This is a genomic window from Silvimonas iriomotensis, from assembly GCF_014645535.1.
Taxonomy (GTDB): Bacteria; Pseudomonadota; Gammaproteobacteria; order Burkholderiales; family Chitinibacteraceae; genus Silvimonas; species Silvimonas iriomotensis.
Map to the genome: position 1 here is coordinate 710741 of NZ_BMLX01000001.1, position 18611 is coordinate 729351.

The 18611-nt window shown below is 59.6% G+C and carries 13 protein-coding genes; 2 read left to right on the forward strand and 11 right to left on the reverse strand.

The genetic code is table 11. From position 1 onward, the window contains the following. Positions 1-6: 6 nt before the first annotated feature. From IEX57_RS03205 to IEX57_RS03215, 3 genes are all read right to left on the reverse strand, one after another. Complete coding sequence (locus IEX57_RS03205; protein WP_188702237.1) at positions 7-1893, reverse strand: MFS transporter; 1887 nt, start codon at positions 1891-1893, stop codon at positions 7-9. Positions 1894-2000: 107 nt separating this feature from the next. Next, on the reverse strand, positions 2001-4040 hold the full coding sequence (locus IEX57_RS03210) for a methyl-accepting chemotaxis protein (RefSeq protein ID WP_188702239.1): 2040 nt from the start codon (positions 4038-4040) through the stop codon (positions 2001-2003). Positions 4041-4226: 186 nt separating this feature from the next. Then, the gene (locus tag IEX57_RS03215; RefSeq protein WP_188702242.1) at positions 4227-5330 is read right to left on the reverse strand and encodes an anhydro-N-acetylmuramic acid kinase; all 1104 of its coding nucleotides are present in this window, start codon (positions 5328-5330) and stop codon (positions 4227-4229) included. Between the two features lie 177 nt (positions 5331-5507). On the opposite strand from IEX57_RS03215, the gene tyrS reads away from it, so the two are divergent. Both tyrS and IEX57_RS03225 read left to right on the forward strand, forming a co-directional pair. Then, positions 5508-6746, forward strand: coding sequence for a tyrosine--tRNA ligase (tyrS, locus tag IEX57_RS03220; RefSeq protein WP_188702244.1), 1239 nt, complete (start codon positions 5508-5510; stop codon positions 6744-6746). Positions 6747-6913: 167 nt separating this feature from the next. Further along, a complete protein-coding gene (locus tag IEX57_RS03225) occupies positions 6914-7219 on the forward strand; it encodes a hypothetical protein (RefSeq protein WP_188702246.1) in 306 nt (101 codons plus the stop codon). Here the strand turns inward: IEX57_RS03225 and IEX57_RS03230 are convergent. From IEX57_RS03230 to IEX57_RS03265, 8 genes are all read right to left on the reverse strand, one after another. Continuing rightward, entirely contained in the window at positions 7216-8121 is a 906-nt protein-coding gene (locus IEX57_RS03230; RefSeq protein WP_188702247.1) for a histone deacetylase family protein, read from the reverse strand. The genes IEX57_RS03225 and IEX57_RS03230 overlap by 4 nt on opposite strands. Before the next feature lie 15 nt (positions 8122-8136). Continuing rightward, positions 8137-8862 (reverse strand): lipoprotein-releasing ABC transporter ATP-binding protein LolD, encoded by a 726-nt coding sequence (gene lolD / locus IEX57_RS03235; RefSeq protein ID WP_188702250.1) that lies wholly within the window; start codon positions 8860-8862, stop codon positions 8137-8139. After that, positions 8855-10090: a lipoprotein-releasing ABC transporter permease subunit gene (locus IEX57_RS03240; protein WP_188702252.1), complete on the reverse strand. Its 1236-nt coding sequence runs from the start codon at positions 10088-10090 to the stop codon at positions 8855-8857. The genes lolD and IEX57_RS03240 overlap by 8 nt, the downstream gene beginning before the upstream one ends. A gap of 133 nt (positions 10091-10223) precedes the next feature. Further along, positions 10224-11015, reverse strand: coding sequence for a pyruvate formate-lyase-activating protein (gene pflA, locus IEX57_RS03245; protein ID WP_188702254.1), 792 nt, complete (start codon positions 11013-11015; stop codon positions 10224-10226). A 118-nt stretch (positions 11016-11133) separates the two neighbouring features. After that, positions 11134-11370 (reverse strand): glycine radical domain-containing protein, encoded by a 237-nt coding sequence (locus IEX57_RS03250; protein WP_373285139.1) that lies wholly within the window; start codon positions 11368-11370, stop codon positions 11134-11136. Positions 11371-11384: 14 nt separating this feature from the next. Next, entirely contained in the window at positions 11385-13700 is a 2316-nt protein-coding gene (gene pflB / locus IEX57_RS03255) for a formate C-acetyltransferase (protein WP_188702256.1), read from the reverse strand. A gap of 355 nt (positions 13701-14055) precedes the next feature. Then, positions 14056-15648 (reverse strand): peptide chain release factor 3, encoded by a 1593-nt coding sequence (locus IEX57_RS03260; protein WP_188702258.1) that lies wholly within the window; start codon positions 15646-15648, stop codon positions 14056-14058. A gap of 56 nt (positions 15649-15704) precedes the next feature. Then, entirely contained in the window at positions 15705-18611 is a 2907-nt protein-coding gene (locus IEX57_RS03265; RefSeq protein ID WP_188702260.1) for a PAS domain S-box protein, read from the reverse strand.

Below are 18611 nucleotides of genomic sequence, written 5' to 3' on the forward strand. Positions count from 1 at the left end.
CGCGTCTCACTGCCAGTCGCCGCGCAGCTTGCGCACTTCATCTTCCAGCCGTTGCCGGGTGACTTCTTCCGGCGCAATCGGCGTACCCACCACAAAACCGATTTTGGAGAACGCGCGGCGCGGCATCTTCATCATGGCGGCGCCATCCTTGCGGCTGAAGAAACTGCCCCACAAGCCTTGCAGCGCCATGGGAATCACCGGCACCGGCGTGCGGCGGATGATCTCGTCAATGCCGGGACGGAAGGTCTGGATGTCGCCATTACGGGTAATGCCGCCTTCCGGGAAGATACACAGCACTTCACCCTCAGCCAGATATTGCGCGGCACGGTCAAACGCTTTGGTTTTCAGCGTCGGGTCTTCTTTGGCCGGCGCAATAGGAATGGCACCGGCGGTTTTGAAGATGAAATTAAGCAGCGGAATCTTGAAGATGCGGTGATCCATGATGAAGCGCACCGGGCGGCGCACGGCACCCGCCAGGATCAGCGCGTCCATGAAGCTGACATGGTTGCACACCAGCACTACCGGGCCTTCTTCCGGAATATTCTGCAAACCTTGCGAGCGCACGCGATACAGCAGGTGCGTCATGATCCACACCAGAAAGCGCATCAGGAATTCAGGGATCAGCGAGTAGATATACAGCGCCACCACCACATTGAGCAGTGCCACCGTCAGCAACAGGCCAGGCACCGACATCCCGAACTTGAGCAGCAAGATACCCATGACCGACGCCACCACCATGAACAGCGAGTTCAGGATGTTGTTGGCGGCAATGGCGCGCGACACAAAGGTTTTGTCGGCGCGGGTCTGGATCAGCGCGTACAGGGGCACGGTATAAAAGCCGCCAAAAACGCCCAGCAGCGTCAGGTCAATCATCACGCGCCAGTGCGCGTGGTTGCTGATAAACCCGGCCACATCAAACGTGCCGGCAGGCATGTTTTGCAGCGCAAAGTACAGATCAATGCCGAACAGCGACAGGCCGATGGAGCCAAACGGCACCAGCCCCAGTTCAACGCGATGGCCAGAGAGCTTTTCGCACAGCATGGAGCCCAGGCCAATGCCGACCGAGAACAGCGTGATCAGCAAGGTGTAGACCGTCGGGTCGCCATGCAGGATTTCGCTGGCCATGACCGGCAGGTAGATCAGGTAGATCGAGCCCAGGAACCAGAACCAGGACAGTCCCAGCAAGCTGTTGAACACGGTCTTGTTGGCGCGCGCCTGGCCGATGATCTTGAAAGTCTGGCCCAGTACATTCCAGGAAATTTTCAGATCCGGCGCCGGGGCCGGCGCGGCGGGCATCTTGCGGCTGGACAGCCAGCCCAGAATCGCCACGGCAAGGCAGGCATAGATGATCAGCGTTTCGCCATGCGGCTGGTGCTGCACGATCAGCGTACCGGCGATCTGGCCCAGCAAGATGGCGACAAACGTCCCACCCTCGATCAGGCCATTGCCGCCCATGAGTTCATTGGGTTTGAGGTATTGGGGCAGGACGGAGTATTTGAGCGGCCCGAACAGGGTGGAGTGCACGCCCATCATGAACAGGCAGCCCATCAGCACGGCCGCGTTATGCGCCCAGAACCCGTAGCCGGCGGCCAGCATGATCAGGATTTCCAGTTGCTTGACGCGCTGCGCCAGCATGGCTTTGTCGAACTTTTCAGCCAGTTGCCCGGAAATGGCAGAGAACAAAAAGAATGGCAGGATAAACACGCCGGCCGCTGCGCTGACCAGCGTTTTTGAGTCAATGCCAGAGAGCGAGAGCCCGTGGAATACCACCATGACCAGCATGGCGTTCTTGAACAGATTGTCGTTGAATGCGCCAAAAAACTGGGTAACAAACAAAGGCAGAAAACGACGGGTACCAAACAGCGCGAACTGGCTGTGTTGTTGTTGCGACATGGCACTCTCCAGACGGGTCCGGCCGTAGTCTACCGGAATGCCCGCATTCTGAGAGAAGCCGCGCGTTTGGTCGTGGTAAAAAAGTCGGCCGGTAAACTTGCGTTGTTTTACATCTGGAATTGCGCCAGCTTGCTGCGCAGCGTTTGTGCCTGTTCACGCAACTGACGGGCCGCGGCGCGGTTGGTTTCCACCAGCGAGGCGTTGCTTTGCGCCGTCTGTGCCACCGATTCGACATTTTGCGCCAGCGCCGCGCTGGCAGAAGATTGCTCCCGCGTGGCGTGGGCAATGTCGTTGACGATGCCGGCGGTGCGCTGGGTATGCTCGGAAATCGTCGTCAGCGCGCTGCCGGTTTCGCCGGCCAGTTCCACGCCACTCTTCATTTGTTCAGAGACGGCGACAATCTCGCTGGCTACCGCCTGGGTATCGTTGACCATGGCATTGATCAGCGAACCGATCTCTTGCGTGGCGTTACCGGTGCGCTCGGCCAGCTTGCGTACTTCGTCTGCCACCACGGCAAAACCGCGGCCTTGTTCGCCGGCGCGGGCGGCTTCGATGGCGGCGTTGAGTGCCAGCAGGTTGGTTTGCTCGGCAATTTCGCGGATCACCCGCACGATGCCGGAGATCTCGGACGAGCGCTCGCCCAGCCCGGCAATACGTTCGGCGGCCACGCGGGAGGCGTCAGACAGCGTGTGCATCTGTTCTTCCATGCGCCCGACCACGGTGGTGCCAGCGTGCGACGAGCCTTGCGCGTCGCGCGCGGTGCTGGCGGCGTCGTTGGCGTGATCGGCAATGTGGGTGATGCTGACGGTGATCTGTTCCACCGTCGCGGCCATACTGGAGGCCGATTCGCTCTGCTGGCGGCTATCGGTGGCGATGCGGGTTATGGCGTTATCAAACTCGCCCGTGGCCTGATCGACCTCGCTGGCGGTGTTGCGCACGTCATGCATCAAACCCTGCAGCGATTGCGCCGCCTGATTGAACTCGGCGCTGATGCGGTCCATTTCGTTGTCGCTCTTGCCGGCGTGGGTAATGGCAATGCGGGCAGTCAGATCGCCCTGGCCAAAGCGTTCGATGGCCTGCACCACCAGCGCCAGCGGCCCCAACTGGCGTTTAAGGCCCAGATACAACAATCCCAGCGTGATCACCGCCAGCACCAGACACATCGCGATCAGGCGGTTACGCAGTTCGGTGCTGTGGCCGGTGAATTCTTCGGTAAAGCTGCCGCTGGCGACAATCCAGTTCCAGTCCGGGATCAACGCAAACGCGGCCATTTTGTCTTCTTCAGCGCCGCCGCGCGCCGGGTTGGCCAGCGTGTAATGCACCAGGCCTTCTTTCTCGGCAATCATCTTCTGGTACATCCAGTTATGGCTGCCGCCGCTGGTTTCGGTTACCAGCTTGCCCTCATAACGCGGGTGGATCACAAAGCGGGCAATCCCGTCATCGCCCGTGGGCACCACGGCGTACACATAACCGGTTTCGCCAATCTTCAGGCTGCTGAGCATTTGCTTGAGCGTGGCGATTTCCGGCGTGAGGTCGGTACGGGTCTGCACCCAGCCGGCAATCTGGCCATTGCTGTCTTTGATGGGGTTGGCGTTGGTCATGTAGTAATGACCGTTGCGCACCACCATGCCGACAAAACTGTTCCCGGCGCTGATGGCTTTGGCGATCGGGTCATCGCTCTTGATGGTCGTGCCCAGCATGGATTTGCCGGCGGGGTCCTTGAGCAGAGTGTTGACGCGCACAAAGGCGCCGGCCTCGTTCCTGGCCACAATCGCGGGCTCTGCGCCGGTGTGTTCCTTGAACTGGTTAAGCAGGCCGATGTCGGCGTTGAGTATTTTGTCGCCGGATTTGACCACCGGCAGGCCGGCTTCGGTTTTGTCGCCAGTGACCACCATGCCGGCGCCCAGTTGCCGTTCAAACTGGTCCAGCAAGCCCTTGCTGCGCGTTTGCGCATCGCGATACGCCAGCTGGAACATGTCCTTGACCAGCACCAGCTGGGTGTTGAGGTTGCTCTCGGCGATCGAGCGCGCGGTTTGCTGCACGCTGATACTGGTAAACACCACCAGGCTGCCGAAAACAACCAGACAGACCAGCGCACCAAGGATCAGGAACTGGGTTACCAGCGGGCGACGTTGAATGGAGATCATGCGCAGAGCCTCCTTGGTGTGCCCGTTGCAGGCACACTTTTTTCTGTTTGATTCAATTCACTATATATCGGCCCGGCAAAAACCCAATCGGCATCAACGCCTGCCGGCGGATCACCACAAACAAAAACGGCAGGGCGCTTGCCACTGCCGTTCAATATTGCACAACGCAAACCATTCAACTGCGCGTCAGGCCGGCCACATGGCACCCAGAATGCGCGGGCCGTGCGCGCCGGTAACGCCCGGCAAATTGCCCGGCAAACGGTGGACACAACGCCAGGCCAGCCAGGCAAAGGCGTAGGCCTCTACCCAGTCTGGATCAACCCCCAGCGCGGCCGTAGTGGCCACATGCTGGCTGGGCAGCCATTGCTGCAACTGGCTTTGCAAATGGGCGTTGTGCGCGCCGCCACCGCACAGATACACCGCTTTGGCTTGCGGGGCATGCAGCCGGATGGCGTCTGCAATCGTTCTGGCGGTCAGGGTGTTGAGCGTGGCCTGCACGTTGACCGGTTCGTGGCGGGCGCTGCCCAGGTGCTTTTGCAACCACTCGCCATGAAACAGGTCACGGCCGGTGGATTTGGGTGGCAGCAGCGCAAAGTAGGGCTCGGAGAGCATGGCTTGCAGCAAGTCGGCTTGCAGATGACCTTGCGCTGCCCACTTGCCGCCGGCATCGTAATGCTCGCCCTGGTGCTGCAGCGTCCACAAATCCATCAGCACATTGCCCGGGCCAGTATCAAAGCCGGTGACTTCGCCATCTGCCGCCAGAATGGTGATATTGGCAATGCCGCCGATATTGGCGACCACGCACGGCTCGCCGGTGTGGCCAAAAATGGCTTGATGAAATGCCGGCACCAGTGGCGCGCCCTGGCCACCCGCAGCGACATCGCGGCTACGAAAATCGCCAATGACCGTGATCCCGGTCAGCTCGGCCAGGCGGGCATTGTTGCCCAGTTGCACGGTGTAACCCAGTTCCGGGCGGTGCCGCACGGTCTGGCCGTGATTACCAATGGCGCGGATATTGCCCGCGGCCAGATCGGATTCCACCAGCAGGCGCGCGACCGCTTCGGCATACAGGTCAGCCAGCGCATTGCCGGCCAGTTGTGCCAGGTGCAATTCATCCGGCGACTGGCTTTGCAGTTGCATCAGTTGCGCGCGCAAAGGGCCGGGCAAGGGCAGCGAGAGCGAGGCGGCCAGGTGCGGTTTTTCGCCGGCAAAGTCGACCAGCGCAGCGTCAACGCCATCCAGGCTGGTGCCAGTCATCAGGCCAATGTAGTACTCGGGAGTCAGGGTCATGAGCGGTGTGCTTCAAAAGCCGGAATAAACGGTGGGAATCTGTAAATGCTTAATGGTTTATTTTTGCGCTAAAATCACGCCTTTGCCGAATTTCCCGGCAGGCGTTGCTGCCACAGCGTAGCAAAGCAGCCTGTCTGTGCCAATCTACCGGTTTTTCCGGACAGCAGATCGAACACCATGACTGAACAAGACAAAGCGCCTTTGCATCCGGACACGCTGGCTGCGCTGCAGATTATCAAGCGCGGCGCGGATGAAATCCTGCCGGAAGACGAACTGATCAAAAAGCTGGAAAAAAGCCGGACGAGTGGCGTGCCGCTGAAGATCAAGGCCGGTTTTGATCCGACGGCACCTGATCTGCATCTGGGTCACACCGTGCTGATCAACAAAATGCGTCAGTTGCAGGACCTGGGCCACACCGCCCAGTTCCTGATCGGTGACTTTACCGGCCGCATTGGCGACCCTACCGGCAAGAACACCACACGCCCGCCGCTGACCGAAGAAGACGTCAAGCGCAACGCCGAAACCTATGAGCGCCAGGTCTTCAAGATTCTGGACCGCCAGAAGACCCAGGTGATGTTCAACTCCACCTGGCATAACGAGCTGGGCGCAGCCGGCATGCTCAAGCTGGCAGCCTCGATTACCGTGGCGCGCATGCTGGAGCGTGATGATTTCTCCAAGCGCTTTGCCAACAACCAGCCGATCGCCGTGCATGAATTCATGTACCCGCTGCTGCAGGGTTATGACTCGGTGGCAATGGAAGCCGACATGGAGCTGGGCGGCACCGACCAGAAGTTCAACTTGCTGATGGGCCGCATGCTGCAACAGCAGCATGGCAAGGCGCCGCAAGTGGTGCTGATGATGCCGTTGCTGGAAGGCCTGGATGGTGTCAACAAGATGTCCAAGTCGCTGGGCAACTACATCGGTATCGATGAGCCGGCCAACGAGATCTTCGGCAAGGTCATGAGCGTGTCCGACACGCTGATGTGGCGCTATTTTGAATTGCTGTCGTTCCGCCCGATGTCTGAGGTGGAACAGTTCAAGACCGATATCGCCGGCGGCCGTAACCCGCGTGATATCAAGGTGTTGCTGGCCCAGGAGCTGGTAGCGCGTTTCCATTCGCAAGCCGCGGCAGAAGCTGCGCTGGCCGATTTTGAAACCCGTTTCCAGAAGGGCGCCATTCCGGACGACATCCCCGAATTCACGCTGAGCGCTGAAGGCGAGGGCATGGCGATCGGGACCGTGCTCAAGGAAACCCAGCTTTGCCCGTCCACCTCTCAGGCATTCCGCGACATTCAGGCTGGCGCGGTGAAACTGGATGGCGAGAAGGTGTCCGACAAGAACCTGCTGCTGGCCAAGGGCACGACCGTGGTGCTGCAAGTGGGCAAGCGCAAGTTCGCCAAAGTGACCGTTCAGTAAGTTGCTGATCTGACACCAGAAAAAGCTGAGGATTTCCTCCGCTTTTTTTATGTCTGACGTCTCTGGTTATCGCAGATTACATATATGACAGTTGTGTATTTTGTTACTTAACTACGTATTTTAATGGCGTATGATCGTAGTTAATCAACAAATACCGGCCTAGCATCATGAGCTCTCTCGCCATTCCTCGTCCGCGCCGCGCCCTGGGCGTCATGCGCCGCATGAAAGACGGTTTCCCCATTCTGGAAGCCGGCCCGTCTTCGCTGACCACTTGGCAAGATGGCTGCGGTCAGGAAGCGGCGATGTGGCTGAGCTTTTTCAACCATTACGGTTGGGTGGAAAGCCATGAATGGACCAATGGCGTGCGCGCCTGGGATCTGTCTGACAAGGGTACGCTGGTGCTGGAAGAAGGCGAGCGCTGGTGGCAACGCCTGAGCTGGTCGCAGCGCCTGTACGTACGCTTTTTTGGCTAAACTGCCCGCGGTGCGTCAAACAGCCTGACCGCCGTACGGACGGTGGCCGCGTGAATGGCAACTGTCCCGGCGATATCCCGCCCGTAGCCACCACCCATGGTCACCGCCACCGGGATATCTGCCCGCTGGCACAATCCCATCACATACTCATCGCGCGCCTGCAAGCCGGCAGGCGTCAATGAAAGCCGCCCCAGGCGGTCTCCCTCCCACGCATCGGCCCCGGCCAGATAGATCACCAGATCGGGCCGCTGTGTCTGCAATACGCCAGGCAACGTGTCGCGCAGTACCGCCAGGTACGCCGCATCGGTCGTGCCATCGGCCAGTTCAATATCCAGATCGCTCTGAACCTTGCGGAACGGGAAGTTGTTGGCGCCATGGACCGACAGCGTAAACAGGCTGGCATCGCCCGCCAGCATGAGCGCCGTGCCGTTGCCCTGATGCACGTCCAGATCAATGATCAGCGCGCGCCGGATCGCGCCTTCTGATTGCAAAACGCGTAACGCCACGGCGCTGTCGTTGAAAACGCAAAAACCGCTGCCGTGATCGGCGCAGGCATGATGCGTGCCGCCCGCCAGATTCACCCCGCACCCTTGCAGCAAGGCCGTGCGGCAAGCAGCCAGCGTAGCGCCCGTGGAACGGCGCGAACGCTCGACCAGCGCTACAGACCACGGCAGGCCGATGACGCGCTGCTCAGCTTCAGACAAGGTGCCATGCCGGAGTTTGTCCAGATACCCGGCGGTATGGGCGGTGAGGAGTTCGTAATCGCTGGCGGCCGGCGCTTCTTCCAGCAAATGCGCGGCAAACGGGGCGACTGCCTCACGTATCAGCGCATATTTGCTGGCGGGAAAACGATGCCCCGGCGGCAGGGGCAAGGGGTACTGATCGGTGCGAAAGATCAGCACGGCCGGACCTGCCGGTTACAGGGTCGGGCCGCTGACCAGTTCGTGCAGGTGGCCATCAGTCAGTTGCGACTGGCGCTGGCAGCGCTGTGCCAGCGTGACATCGTGGGTGACGATGATGAAACTGGTCTGCAACTGGCGGTTGAGCTCCAGCATCAGGCCGAACACCGTTTCTGCGGTGCCGCGGTCCAGGTTGCCGGTGGGTTCATCGGCCAGCACGCAGGCCGGATTGGTGACCAGGGCACGGGCAATGGCCGCGCGCTGACGCTCGCCACCGGACATTTCGCCCGGCTTGTGATGGCTGCGCTTGCCCAGACCGACTTGTTCCAGCATGGCTTGCGCCTGCAACAGCGCCGCGTCTTTGGGCATGCGGCGGATCATCAGCGGCATGGCCACGTTTTCTGCTGCGGTGAATTCAGGCAGCAGATGATGAAACTGGTAGACGAAGCCCAGATGCTTGTTACGCAACTCGCCACGTTTGGCTTCGGGCAGGGTGAACGGGTCCTGGCCCAGAATGCGCACCTGGCCGGCGCTGGGTTGATCCAGCGCGCCCAGCAGATGCAGCAGCGTGGATTTACCCGAGCCTGAAGCGCCGACAATGGCGACGGTTTCGCCCTTGGCCAGAGTCAGGTCCACATCGTGCAGGACGGGGGTTTCCAGTTTGCCGGCGGTGTAGCGCCTGGACAGACCGGTGGCCTGCAGTATCACGTCGCCCGCTGCGCTGTTGATGTTGGTGTTACTCATAACGCAGCGCCTCGGCCGGATTGACGCGCGAGGCACGCCAGCTGGGGTAAATGGTTGCCAGCAAAGCCAGCACCAGAGAAATCAGCCCGATGCTGCTGACGTCGCTCCACTCCACCTGGGAGGGCAGCTCGGTAATCAGGTACACGTCTGGCGAGAGAATATGCGTGCCCAGCACGCGTTCGATAAATGGCACGATGGTGCCGATATTGAGCGCAATGATCACGCCGCCGAACACGCCAGTGAAGGTGCCGACAAAGCCGGAAACCGCGCCTTGTACCATGAAAATCTTCATGATCGAACCGGGTGACGCACCCAGCGTACGCAAAATGGCGATATCGGCCTGTTTGTCCGTCACCACCATCACCAGGGTAGACACCAGGTTGAACGCCGCCACGGCCACGATCAGGGTCAGGATCAGGAACATCATGCGTTTTTCGATTTCCACCGCACGGAAGTAGGTCGGATTTTCCATGCTCCAGTCGCTGACGTAGGCGTTGGTCATCTGGCTGCCCAGATCAATCGCCACGTTGCGCGCCAGCAGCGGGTCATCCAGCCGCAATCGCACGCCAGATACCGCATCGCCCATGCGGAACAGCTTCTGGGCGTCACCAATGTGGATCAGCGCCACACCCGCGTCATACGGGTAGTAATCAGCGCGAAACACCCCGACCACCGTGAACTGGCGAAAGCGCGGAATCATCCCGGCGGGGGTGACCTGGCCATCGGGCGTGATCAGCGTCACCTTGTCGCCAGAGCGCACGCCCAGATCATTGGCCAGTTGCCAGCCCAGCACCACGCCAAACCGTCCCGCGGTCAGGTCGGTCAGTTGCCCGCCTGAGACATTGGCAACGGCCGGGCTCACGCCAGGCTCTTGTGCCGGATCAATCCCGCGGATCAGCGCACCTTTGACCTGACCGCCAGCAGTCAGCAGACCCTGGCCCAGTACATAGGGTGCCGTTGCTTTCACGTGCGGGTGTTTTGCAGCCTGTTGCGCGACTGCGGGCCAGTCTGTCAGGTGGTTGTCCGCGCCACTGATCTGCACATGCGCGGCCATGGCCAGAATGCGGTCACGCACTTCGCCCTGAAACCCGTTCATGACCGAGAGCACAATGATGAGCGCAGCAACCCCCAGCGCAATGCCGAGGATGGAAATCAGGGAAATAAAAGAGATAAAGCCGTTACGCCGCCGGGCGCGGGTGTAACGCAGTCCGATAAGGAATTCGTACATGAGGTGGGGGACTTGTTCAGGGCTTGGCGAGTGTACCACGTCAAGACCATAAATCTGCCAGAAAACCGCGCCTGGCAAGGCGCCTGGTCGGTTTTTCCGGCAGATTTTTGTGCGCTGCGGCAGCAAGGCCGCGTCAGTAGGTCTCCAGCCCGTGGCTGCGGAACTGTTCGCGTACGCGGTGAACCAGTTCAGGCGAGGGCGGGCGCACGTCGGTCAGCTCGTACGCCAGACCCAGTTCTTGCCATTTGGATTCGCCCAGCTTGTGAAACGGCAGCACTTCCACCCGTTCTACATTGCCCAGACCGGCAACGAAGCGGGCCAGACCTTCCACGTCTTCTTCAAAATCAGAAAAACCCGGCAGCAATACATAGCGCAGCCAGACCGGTTTTTTCATGGCCGCCAGGCGCTTGGCAAACAACAGGGTGGGTTCGTTGGGCTTGCCGGTCAGGCGCTCGTGGCGTTCGCTGTTGAATTCCTTGATATCCAGCAGCACAAGGTCGATCGGCTCAAACCATTCATCCGGCAGATTGCCAGAAAGATAACCCTGGGTATCGATGGCGGTATGCAACCCCAGTTCGTGCTTGGCCCGGCGGAAGATTTCACCGGTAAAGTGCGCCTGCATCATGGGTTCGCCGCCAGAGATGGTCAAACCGCCTGCCACGCGCAGGAAACTGGCGTATTTGCGGATTTCGGCAATGATCTCGTCAACGGTATAGAACTTGCCGTTATGCAGCTTCCAGGTGTCCGGATTGTGGCAGTACAGGCACCGGAACTGACAGCCGCTCACAAACAGCGCAAAGCGCATGCCGGGGCCATCGACCGCTGCGCCGGTTTCAATTGAGTGCACAAACCCCGCCGGCTGGCCGGCGTCGTTAAAGAGCGGTGGTGCAATTTCGCCCACCTTTTTCAGCTCGATGGTTTCCATGGTTGTGTTCTGCCAGTGGTATCAATGAAAACGGACCGGCAAGCATGGGCTCCACCGGTCCGTCATGGGTCTCATGCTGCCGGCATTGCCGACGCACATTGAGAGTATCAGACTTTTTTCAGATTTTTTCGTGGAAAGTGCGGCTGATCACGTCCAGTTGCTGCTCACGGGTGAGCTTGACGAAATTGACCGCATAACCCGAAACGCGCACCGTCAGTTGCGGATACTTGTCCGGATGTTCCATCGCGTCTTCCAGCATTTCGCGGTTGAGCACGTTCATGTTCAGATGAAACAGTTGAGCCATGATGATTACCTTGTTACTTGTGTTGCGGGACGGGTAGCGCCGCAGCGCCACCCGTGGTCTTGCACTTAGACGCGATCGTGGAAAGTACGGCTGATCACATCCAGTTGTTGCTCGCGGGTCAGCTTCACGAAGTTCACGGCGTAACCGGATACACGCACCGTCAGTTGCGGGTAGTTTTCCGGATGCTCCATGGCGTCTTTGAGCGTGTCGCGGTTCAGCACGTTCATGTTCAGATGGAACAGCTGATCCATCGCGGTTTCCACGGCTTCGGTCGCCTTGCAGGCAGAACCGCCGCCTTCACCGTGCGGGCCGAACAGACCGTCAATGGACGCGGCCAGCGTACGCACACGATCTTTCTGGTTGTGACCCAGCGAATCAGGTGTCATCGAGGCAGTCCAGGAGATCCCGTCCAGCGCGGCTTCGTACGGAATCTTGGAGACCGAGAAACCGGCGGCGATAAAGCCGTTTTCATCACGACCGTTCATGGGGTTGGCACCCGGAGAGAACGGGGCACCAGCGCGGCGGCCGTCCGGGGTATTACCGGTCTTCTTGCCGTACACCACGTTGGAGGTAATGGTCAGCACGGACTGGGTCGGCATCGAATTGCGATAGAACGCCGGTTGCGCCTTGATCTTGCCCATCATGGCTTCGGTGATCCAGACGGCGATGTCATCAACACGGTCGTCGTTGTTGCCATAAGCCGGGTAGCTGCCTTCGATCTTGTAATCGACAGCCAGACCTTGCTCGTTGCGGATCACGTGAACCTTGGCGTGCTTGATGGCAGACAGCGAATCAGCAGCGACCGACAGACCGGCGATACCGCAAGCCATGGTGCGCAAGATGTCGCGGTCATGCAGGGCCATTTCGATACGTTCGTAGGCGTACTTGTCGTGCATGTAGTGAATGCAGTTGAGCGCCGTGACATAGGTCTTGGCCAGCCAGTCGAGCATCTTGTCGTACTTGGCCACGACTTCGTCGTAGTTCAGCACATCGCCCGTGATCGGCTCAAAGCCCTTGGCCACAACCTTGCCGCTCTTTTCGTCCACGCCGCCGTTGATGGCGTACAGCATGGCCTTGGCCACGTTCACGCGGGCGCCGAAGAACTGCATTTGCTTGCCGACGGCCATGGCGGACACACAACATGCAATCGCGTAGTCATCGCCCCATTCAGGACGCATCAGGTCGTCGTTTTCGTACTGGATGGCCGAGGTGTCGATCGAGACCTTGGCGCAGAATTCCTTGAAGCCTTGCGGGAAGGCGGTAGACCACAGCACGGTCAGGTTGGGTTCCGGTGCCGGGCCCAGGTTGTACAGGGTATGCAGCACGCGGAAGCTGGACTTGGTCACCAGGGAACGGCCATCTTTGCCGACGCCACCGATGGATTCAGTCACCCAGGTTGGGTCGCCAGAGAACAGTTCGTCGTATTCCGGGGTCCGCAGGAAACGCACGATACGCAGCTTCATGACCATGTGGTCGATCATTTCCTGCGCTTCGGCTTCGGTAATGCGGCCTTCCTTGATATCGCGCTCGATATACACGTCAAGGAAAGTGGAGGTACGGCCAATCGACATGGCGGCGCCGTTTTGTTCTTTCACGGCAGCCAGGTAACCCAGGTACAGCCATTGAATGGCTTCCTGTGCGGTCTGGGCCGGACGGGCAAGGTCAAAGCCGTAGGACTTGCCCATTTGCTTGAGTTCGCCCAGCGCCTTGATCTGTTCGGACAATTCTTCACGCAGACGGATCACGTCTTCGGTGAACGCGACATCGTCCAGTTCGGCTTTTTCGCGTTTCTTGTCGGCAATCAGGAAATCCACACCATACAGGGCCACGCGGCGATAATCGCCAATGATACGGCCGCGGCCATAGGCATCCGGCAGGCCGGTAATCACGCCAGACTTGCGGCAGGCCAGGATTTCCGGCGTATAGGCGTCAAACACGCCCATATTGTGGTCTTTGCGGTATTTGGTGAAAATCTCGCTAATCAGCGGCGATTCTTCAAAGTGGTAAGCCGCCAGCGAGTTTTGCACCATGCGCAAACCGCCGTTCGGCATGATGGCGCGACGCAGCGGGGCATCGGTCTGCAGGCCGACGATGGTTTCCAGCTCTTTGTTGATATAACCCGGGGCATGGGCCGTAATGGAAGAACCCACCTGAGCGGAGACTTCCAGCACGCCACGTTTGCGTTCTTCTTTCAGAAGGACGGAGAGTTCTTCCCACAGTTGGGTGGTGCGCTCGGTCGGTCCGGCAAGGAAGCTGTCATCACCTTCGTACGGGGTATAGTTTTCCTGGATGAAATCGCGTACGGCGACTTTCTTCTGCCACTCGCCGGCGGTGAAACCACGCCATGCATCAAGTTGCAGGTTAACTTCCGGTGCGTTCATGGTGATGCTCCTTGGTGACTGCCTGTTTGACAATTGACCTACACAGTTCCCTCTGGGTTCGCCACAGGGATTTGATGCAAATAGAATAGCACCGCGCTGCCCGCGAAGCCTGGCAAATATCTACACGGATCAATAACTTATGTCTTGTGAAAATATTTGATCCAGATCAAAATTTCGGCTTGGGGTTTGATGCAGAATAGATAAATCTGTAGTTTTACTTCGTAGTATTTCTGCGGGAATACGCTGACTTGCTATTACGCCTCTCTAAGGCTTGATCAGATTGGATAAATTGCAAGCGCAATAAAAAAAGCACCGGATGGCCGGTGCTTTTTTTGTTTCTGGCAGAACAGATGGATCAGAGCGTAACCGCGTGCTCACGGGTCTCGTGAAACACGATCTCCGGCCAGCGTTCCTGGGTCAGTTCCAGGTTGACGCGGCTGGTCGCCAGATAGGCCAGGCTGTCGGCGGCGTCACGCGCCAGGTTGTTTTCCAGGGCGCGTTCAAACTCGGCCAGGCGCTTGGCATCCGGGCAGGAGGCCCAGCGGGCGGTGTAGATCGTGATGGGTTCGAAGATGGCATCCACGCCATATTCATTGGCCAGGCGGCTGGCCACCACTTCAAACTGCAGCACGCCCACCGCGCCCAGGATCAGGTCCGCGCCATTGAGCGGCTTGAACACCTGAACGGCACCTTCTTCACCCAGCTGTTGCAGACCTTTTTGCAGTTGCTTGATCTTGAGCGGGTTGCGGATACGCACCACCCGGAACATTTCCGGCGCGAAGTAGGGAATCCCGGTAAAGGCCAGCGCTTCGCCTTCAGAGAAAGAGTCACCGATCTGGATATTGCCGTGGTTGGGCAGGCCGATGATATCGCCGGCAAAGGCTTCTTCCACTTGTTCACGGCCCTGCGCCATAAAGGTCACCACCGAGTTGGCGGCGATATCGCGGCCCAGACGCAGGTGCTTGAACTTCATGCCGCGTTCAAAGTGCCCGGAGCAGATGCGCAAGAACGCAATGCGGTCACGGTGCTTTGGGTCCATGTTCGCTTGAATCTTGAACACGAAAGCCGAGAACTTGGCCTCTGACGGTGCCACGGAGCGCAGCGTGGCGTCACGCTCGGCCGGTGCCGGCGCCCAGTCGACCAGCGCATTCAGGATTTCGCGCACGCCAAAGTTGTTGATGGCCGAGCCAAAGAACACGGGGGTCAGCGTGCCGGCCAGGAAGTCTTCCAGGCTGAACGGGTGCGAGGCACCGCGGACCAGTTCCAGTTCCATGCGTGTCTGTTCGATTTCCAGCGGGAACAGTTCATCCAGCCGCGGGTTGTCCAGACCGTCGATAACTTCGGTGACATCGCTGTCGCGCTCGCTACCGGCGGTGAACAGCAACACCTGATCGTTCAGGATGTGGTACACGCCGCGGAAGGTCTTGCCCATGCCGATGGGCCAGGTGACCGGCGCGCAGCGGATCTTGAGTACGGATTCGACTTCGTCCAGCAGTTCCAGGCTGTCGCGCACTTCCCGGTCGTACTTGTTCATGAACGTGACGATGGGGGTATGGCGCAAGCGGCAGACGTTCAGCAGCTTGATGGTCTGGTCTTCCACGCCCTTGGCCGCATCGATCACCATCAGCGCCGAGTCCACGGCGGTCAGCACGCGGTAGGTATCTTCAGAGAAGTCCTGGTGGCCCGGGGTGTCGAGCAGGTTGACCACGTGTTCGCGGTAATCAAACTGCATGACGGAAGAGGCGACCGAAATGCCGCGCTGCTTTTCGATATCCATCCAGTCAGAGGTGGCGAACTTGCCGCCTTTTTTCCCTTTGACGGTACCGGCCATCTGAATGGCGCCCGAGAACAGCAGCAGCTTTTCAGTCAGCGTGGTTTTACCGGCATCAGGGTGAGAGATGATGGCGAAAGTGCGGCGGCGCGCTACTTCGCGGGCGATATCGGGCATGGTCTGCAAGGTGGAGAAGCGAAACCGTGCATTCTACTGCAAACGCCCCGTCAGGGCTAACCGGCGGCGGCAGTGACCAGTTGCGGCTCGGTTTGCAGCAGCACGGTAAAGATGGCGCCGCCGTCCGGGTGATTACCGGCAGTCACCGTGCCACCGTGGTCTTCCATGATCTGCTTGCTGATCGCCAGCCCCAGCCCGGTGCCGCCGGCTTCAGCGCGCACCCGTGTGCTCTGGATGAATTTGTCGAAGATGGATTCCAGTTCGCCCTCCGGAATACCCGGACCATGATCCCGCACCGTCAGCCCGACGGCCGACGCGCCGTTGCCCAGCGTGGCTTCACCCAGGAAGCGCACTTCAATGACCCCGCCGGCCGGGCTGAACTTGATGGCGTTGGACAACAGATTGACCACCACCTGCATCAACCGGGCCTGGTCGAACACCGCATACAGGGCTGGCGTGTCTTCTTCGATATCCAGCCGCAGGTTTTGCGAGCTCAACAGCGGTGCAATTTCTGCCGCCGCGCCTTGCACGGCCACTTGCAGGCAATGGCGAGACTTGTCGTACCGCATCTTGTTGGCTTCAAGGCGCGACATGTCCAGCAAGTCATTCAACAGCACCAGCAAGCGGTTGCCGCTGGAGTGAATCCGTTCAAAGTACCGTGCCAGCGCGCCTGGCTCGCCGCGCTGAGCCTTGGAGATCCCCATTTCCGAGAAGCTCAGAATGGCGTGCATGGGTGTACGCAGTTCATGCGACATGTTGGCGAGGAACGCCGACTTGGAAATATTGGCTTCTTCTGCCGAGTCCTTGGCTTCAACCAGGCGTCGCTCGATGTCTTTCAGGTGCGAGATATTGGTCAGGAACGCAAAGGCGTATTCCAGCCGGTGCTGGTCATCCAGAATGGCGGCAGAGCTGACGAGGAAAGGCAGCGGTTCGCCATTGCCATCAATCAGGGTGACTTCAGAAAGGCGGTTCTCGTTGCTGGTTTCAGTCGAGAGCGTGGCGGGGAAAATCCGGTCTGCCGGTTCGCCCCAGATTGCCGACGGTTGTTCGCCAATCAGGTCTTCGCGCCGCAGGCCCAGCACCTGGCAGAATGCGTGGTTCACATCGACGATATGGCGATGGGTGTCGATCAGGATAAAACCGTCGGCGGTGGTATCGATAATCGTGCGTTTCAGGCGTTCAGACTGGCGCAACGCCTGCGCGGCAATGCGCTGTGCAGTGACGTCTTCAATCACCATGATCATGCCTTTGGACGGATCGCCCGGCACCAGCGCCTTGGCATACAACATAGCCCAGAAGCCGGAGTGATCACGGCGGAACAGTTCTATTTCACCGCGGAACACGCCGCCCGTGTTGATGCGGGCCCAGATGGTTGTGGCCAGCTCGTTATAGCGGGCTTCCGAGGCATGAATTACACGCGTGGGCAGGCCAATGATGTCGCTGGCGGCATAGCCAAACAGGATTTCAAACGCCGGGTTGACGAGGCGGATGGTATTGCGCACCGACAACATGATCGCCAGCGGGCTGGCATCAAGCACCGTGCGGATTTCTGCCGTGCGCTCCAGCACCAGGTCTTGCAGATGGTCGCGGTGGCGGCGCAGTTCGCGTTCCGAGTTTTGCTGCTCGGTGATATCACGCACCGTGCTGCAGATATACGCCTCCTGGAAAAACTCAACGTAGTTGAAGGTGATTTCCACCGGCTGCAGCGCGCCTTCCTGGTTGCGTTGGTGGGTGATGTGCACCATGCGTTTTTCCAGCCGCAAGCGCTGCCAGAACTCTTGCCATTGCGGGTCGGTAATGTGCGGATAAAGGTCCAGAAAGCGCATCCGCAGCAATTCATCATGGTGATAACCGGTGATGGCAGAGGCGGCGCGGTTGGCGTACCGCACAAAGGCCTGGCGGTCGGCCCACAAAATGACGTCGGGGGCTTCATCCACCGTGAACTGGGTCAGGTACAGGCGCGATTCAATCTGTTCCACCCGGCGGATTTGCCGCAACAGCAAGAACAGCAGGGCGCTGACGACCAGAATCAGCACCAGCGCCGAAACGGTTCGCCCCAACAGATCGCTGTGAAATTTCTCCAGCACGACATCCAGATCGGACGTCACCATCACGATCAAGGGCAGTTCGCCTTCCGAAACAAGGAAGGTCACCAGTTTTCCGGCGCCCGGCTGGGTGGCGTCCGTATAGAACGCGCCGTGGTTCTGCCGGCTCTGGTCAAACCGGGTGGCGTCGCCCGCGCGCAGGTTGCGGCCCAGTTCGCGCGCGTCCAGCGGATAGTTGAGCAGCAAGATGCCGTCGCTGCGCAGCAGTTTGATATGCGTGCCTGGCGGCAATTTGAGCGAGCGGTAAAAGCGGTTGAAGTAGTCCGGCTGCACGCCAGCGGCCACCACGCCGCCAAAGCTGCCGTCGGGGTGATCCACCCGGTGCGAGACCGGGATCATCCAGGTGTCGGATATCTTGCCCAGTACCGGGGCAGACACCAGAAAGCGCGGGTCGGCGTTGTCGCGGTGGTATTGCAGCCAGGCCCGGTCAGAATAATCAATGTCATGAATGCCCGGGTGCGCGCCGCTGCTATGCACCATGCCGTGTTCATCGACGGTGACGATATCGCTGACCTGGGGGGTGAGGCGCAAGCGGTTGCGCAACTCGCGGGAGACATCTTGCGGGTCGGCATTGCCGACGCCGCCGGCGACTTCCAGCCGGTCTACCGCCGCCTGGATGGCTTGTTCGGCACTGATGAACGTCCGGGTGGTTTGTTCATCCAGCGATCGCGCCAGCAACAGGTTCTGGCGCCGGGCTTCGTCCAGGCTGGCGTCATAGTCACGCAGGGTCAGCCACGCCAGCGCCATGCCGCACCCAAGCAGCAGAATGACGTAAAACGACACCAGCCCGACTCGCATCGGGCGCAGCGACGATTGGCGCGGCAAGGTTTGCCCGCGTGAGCTGAAAGGCCAGTCCAT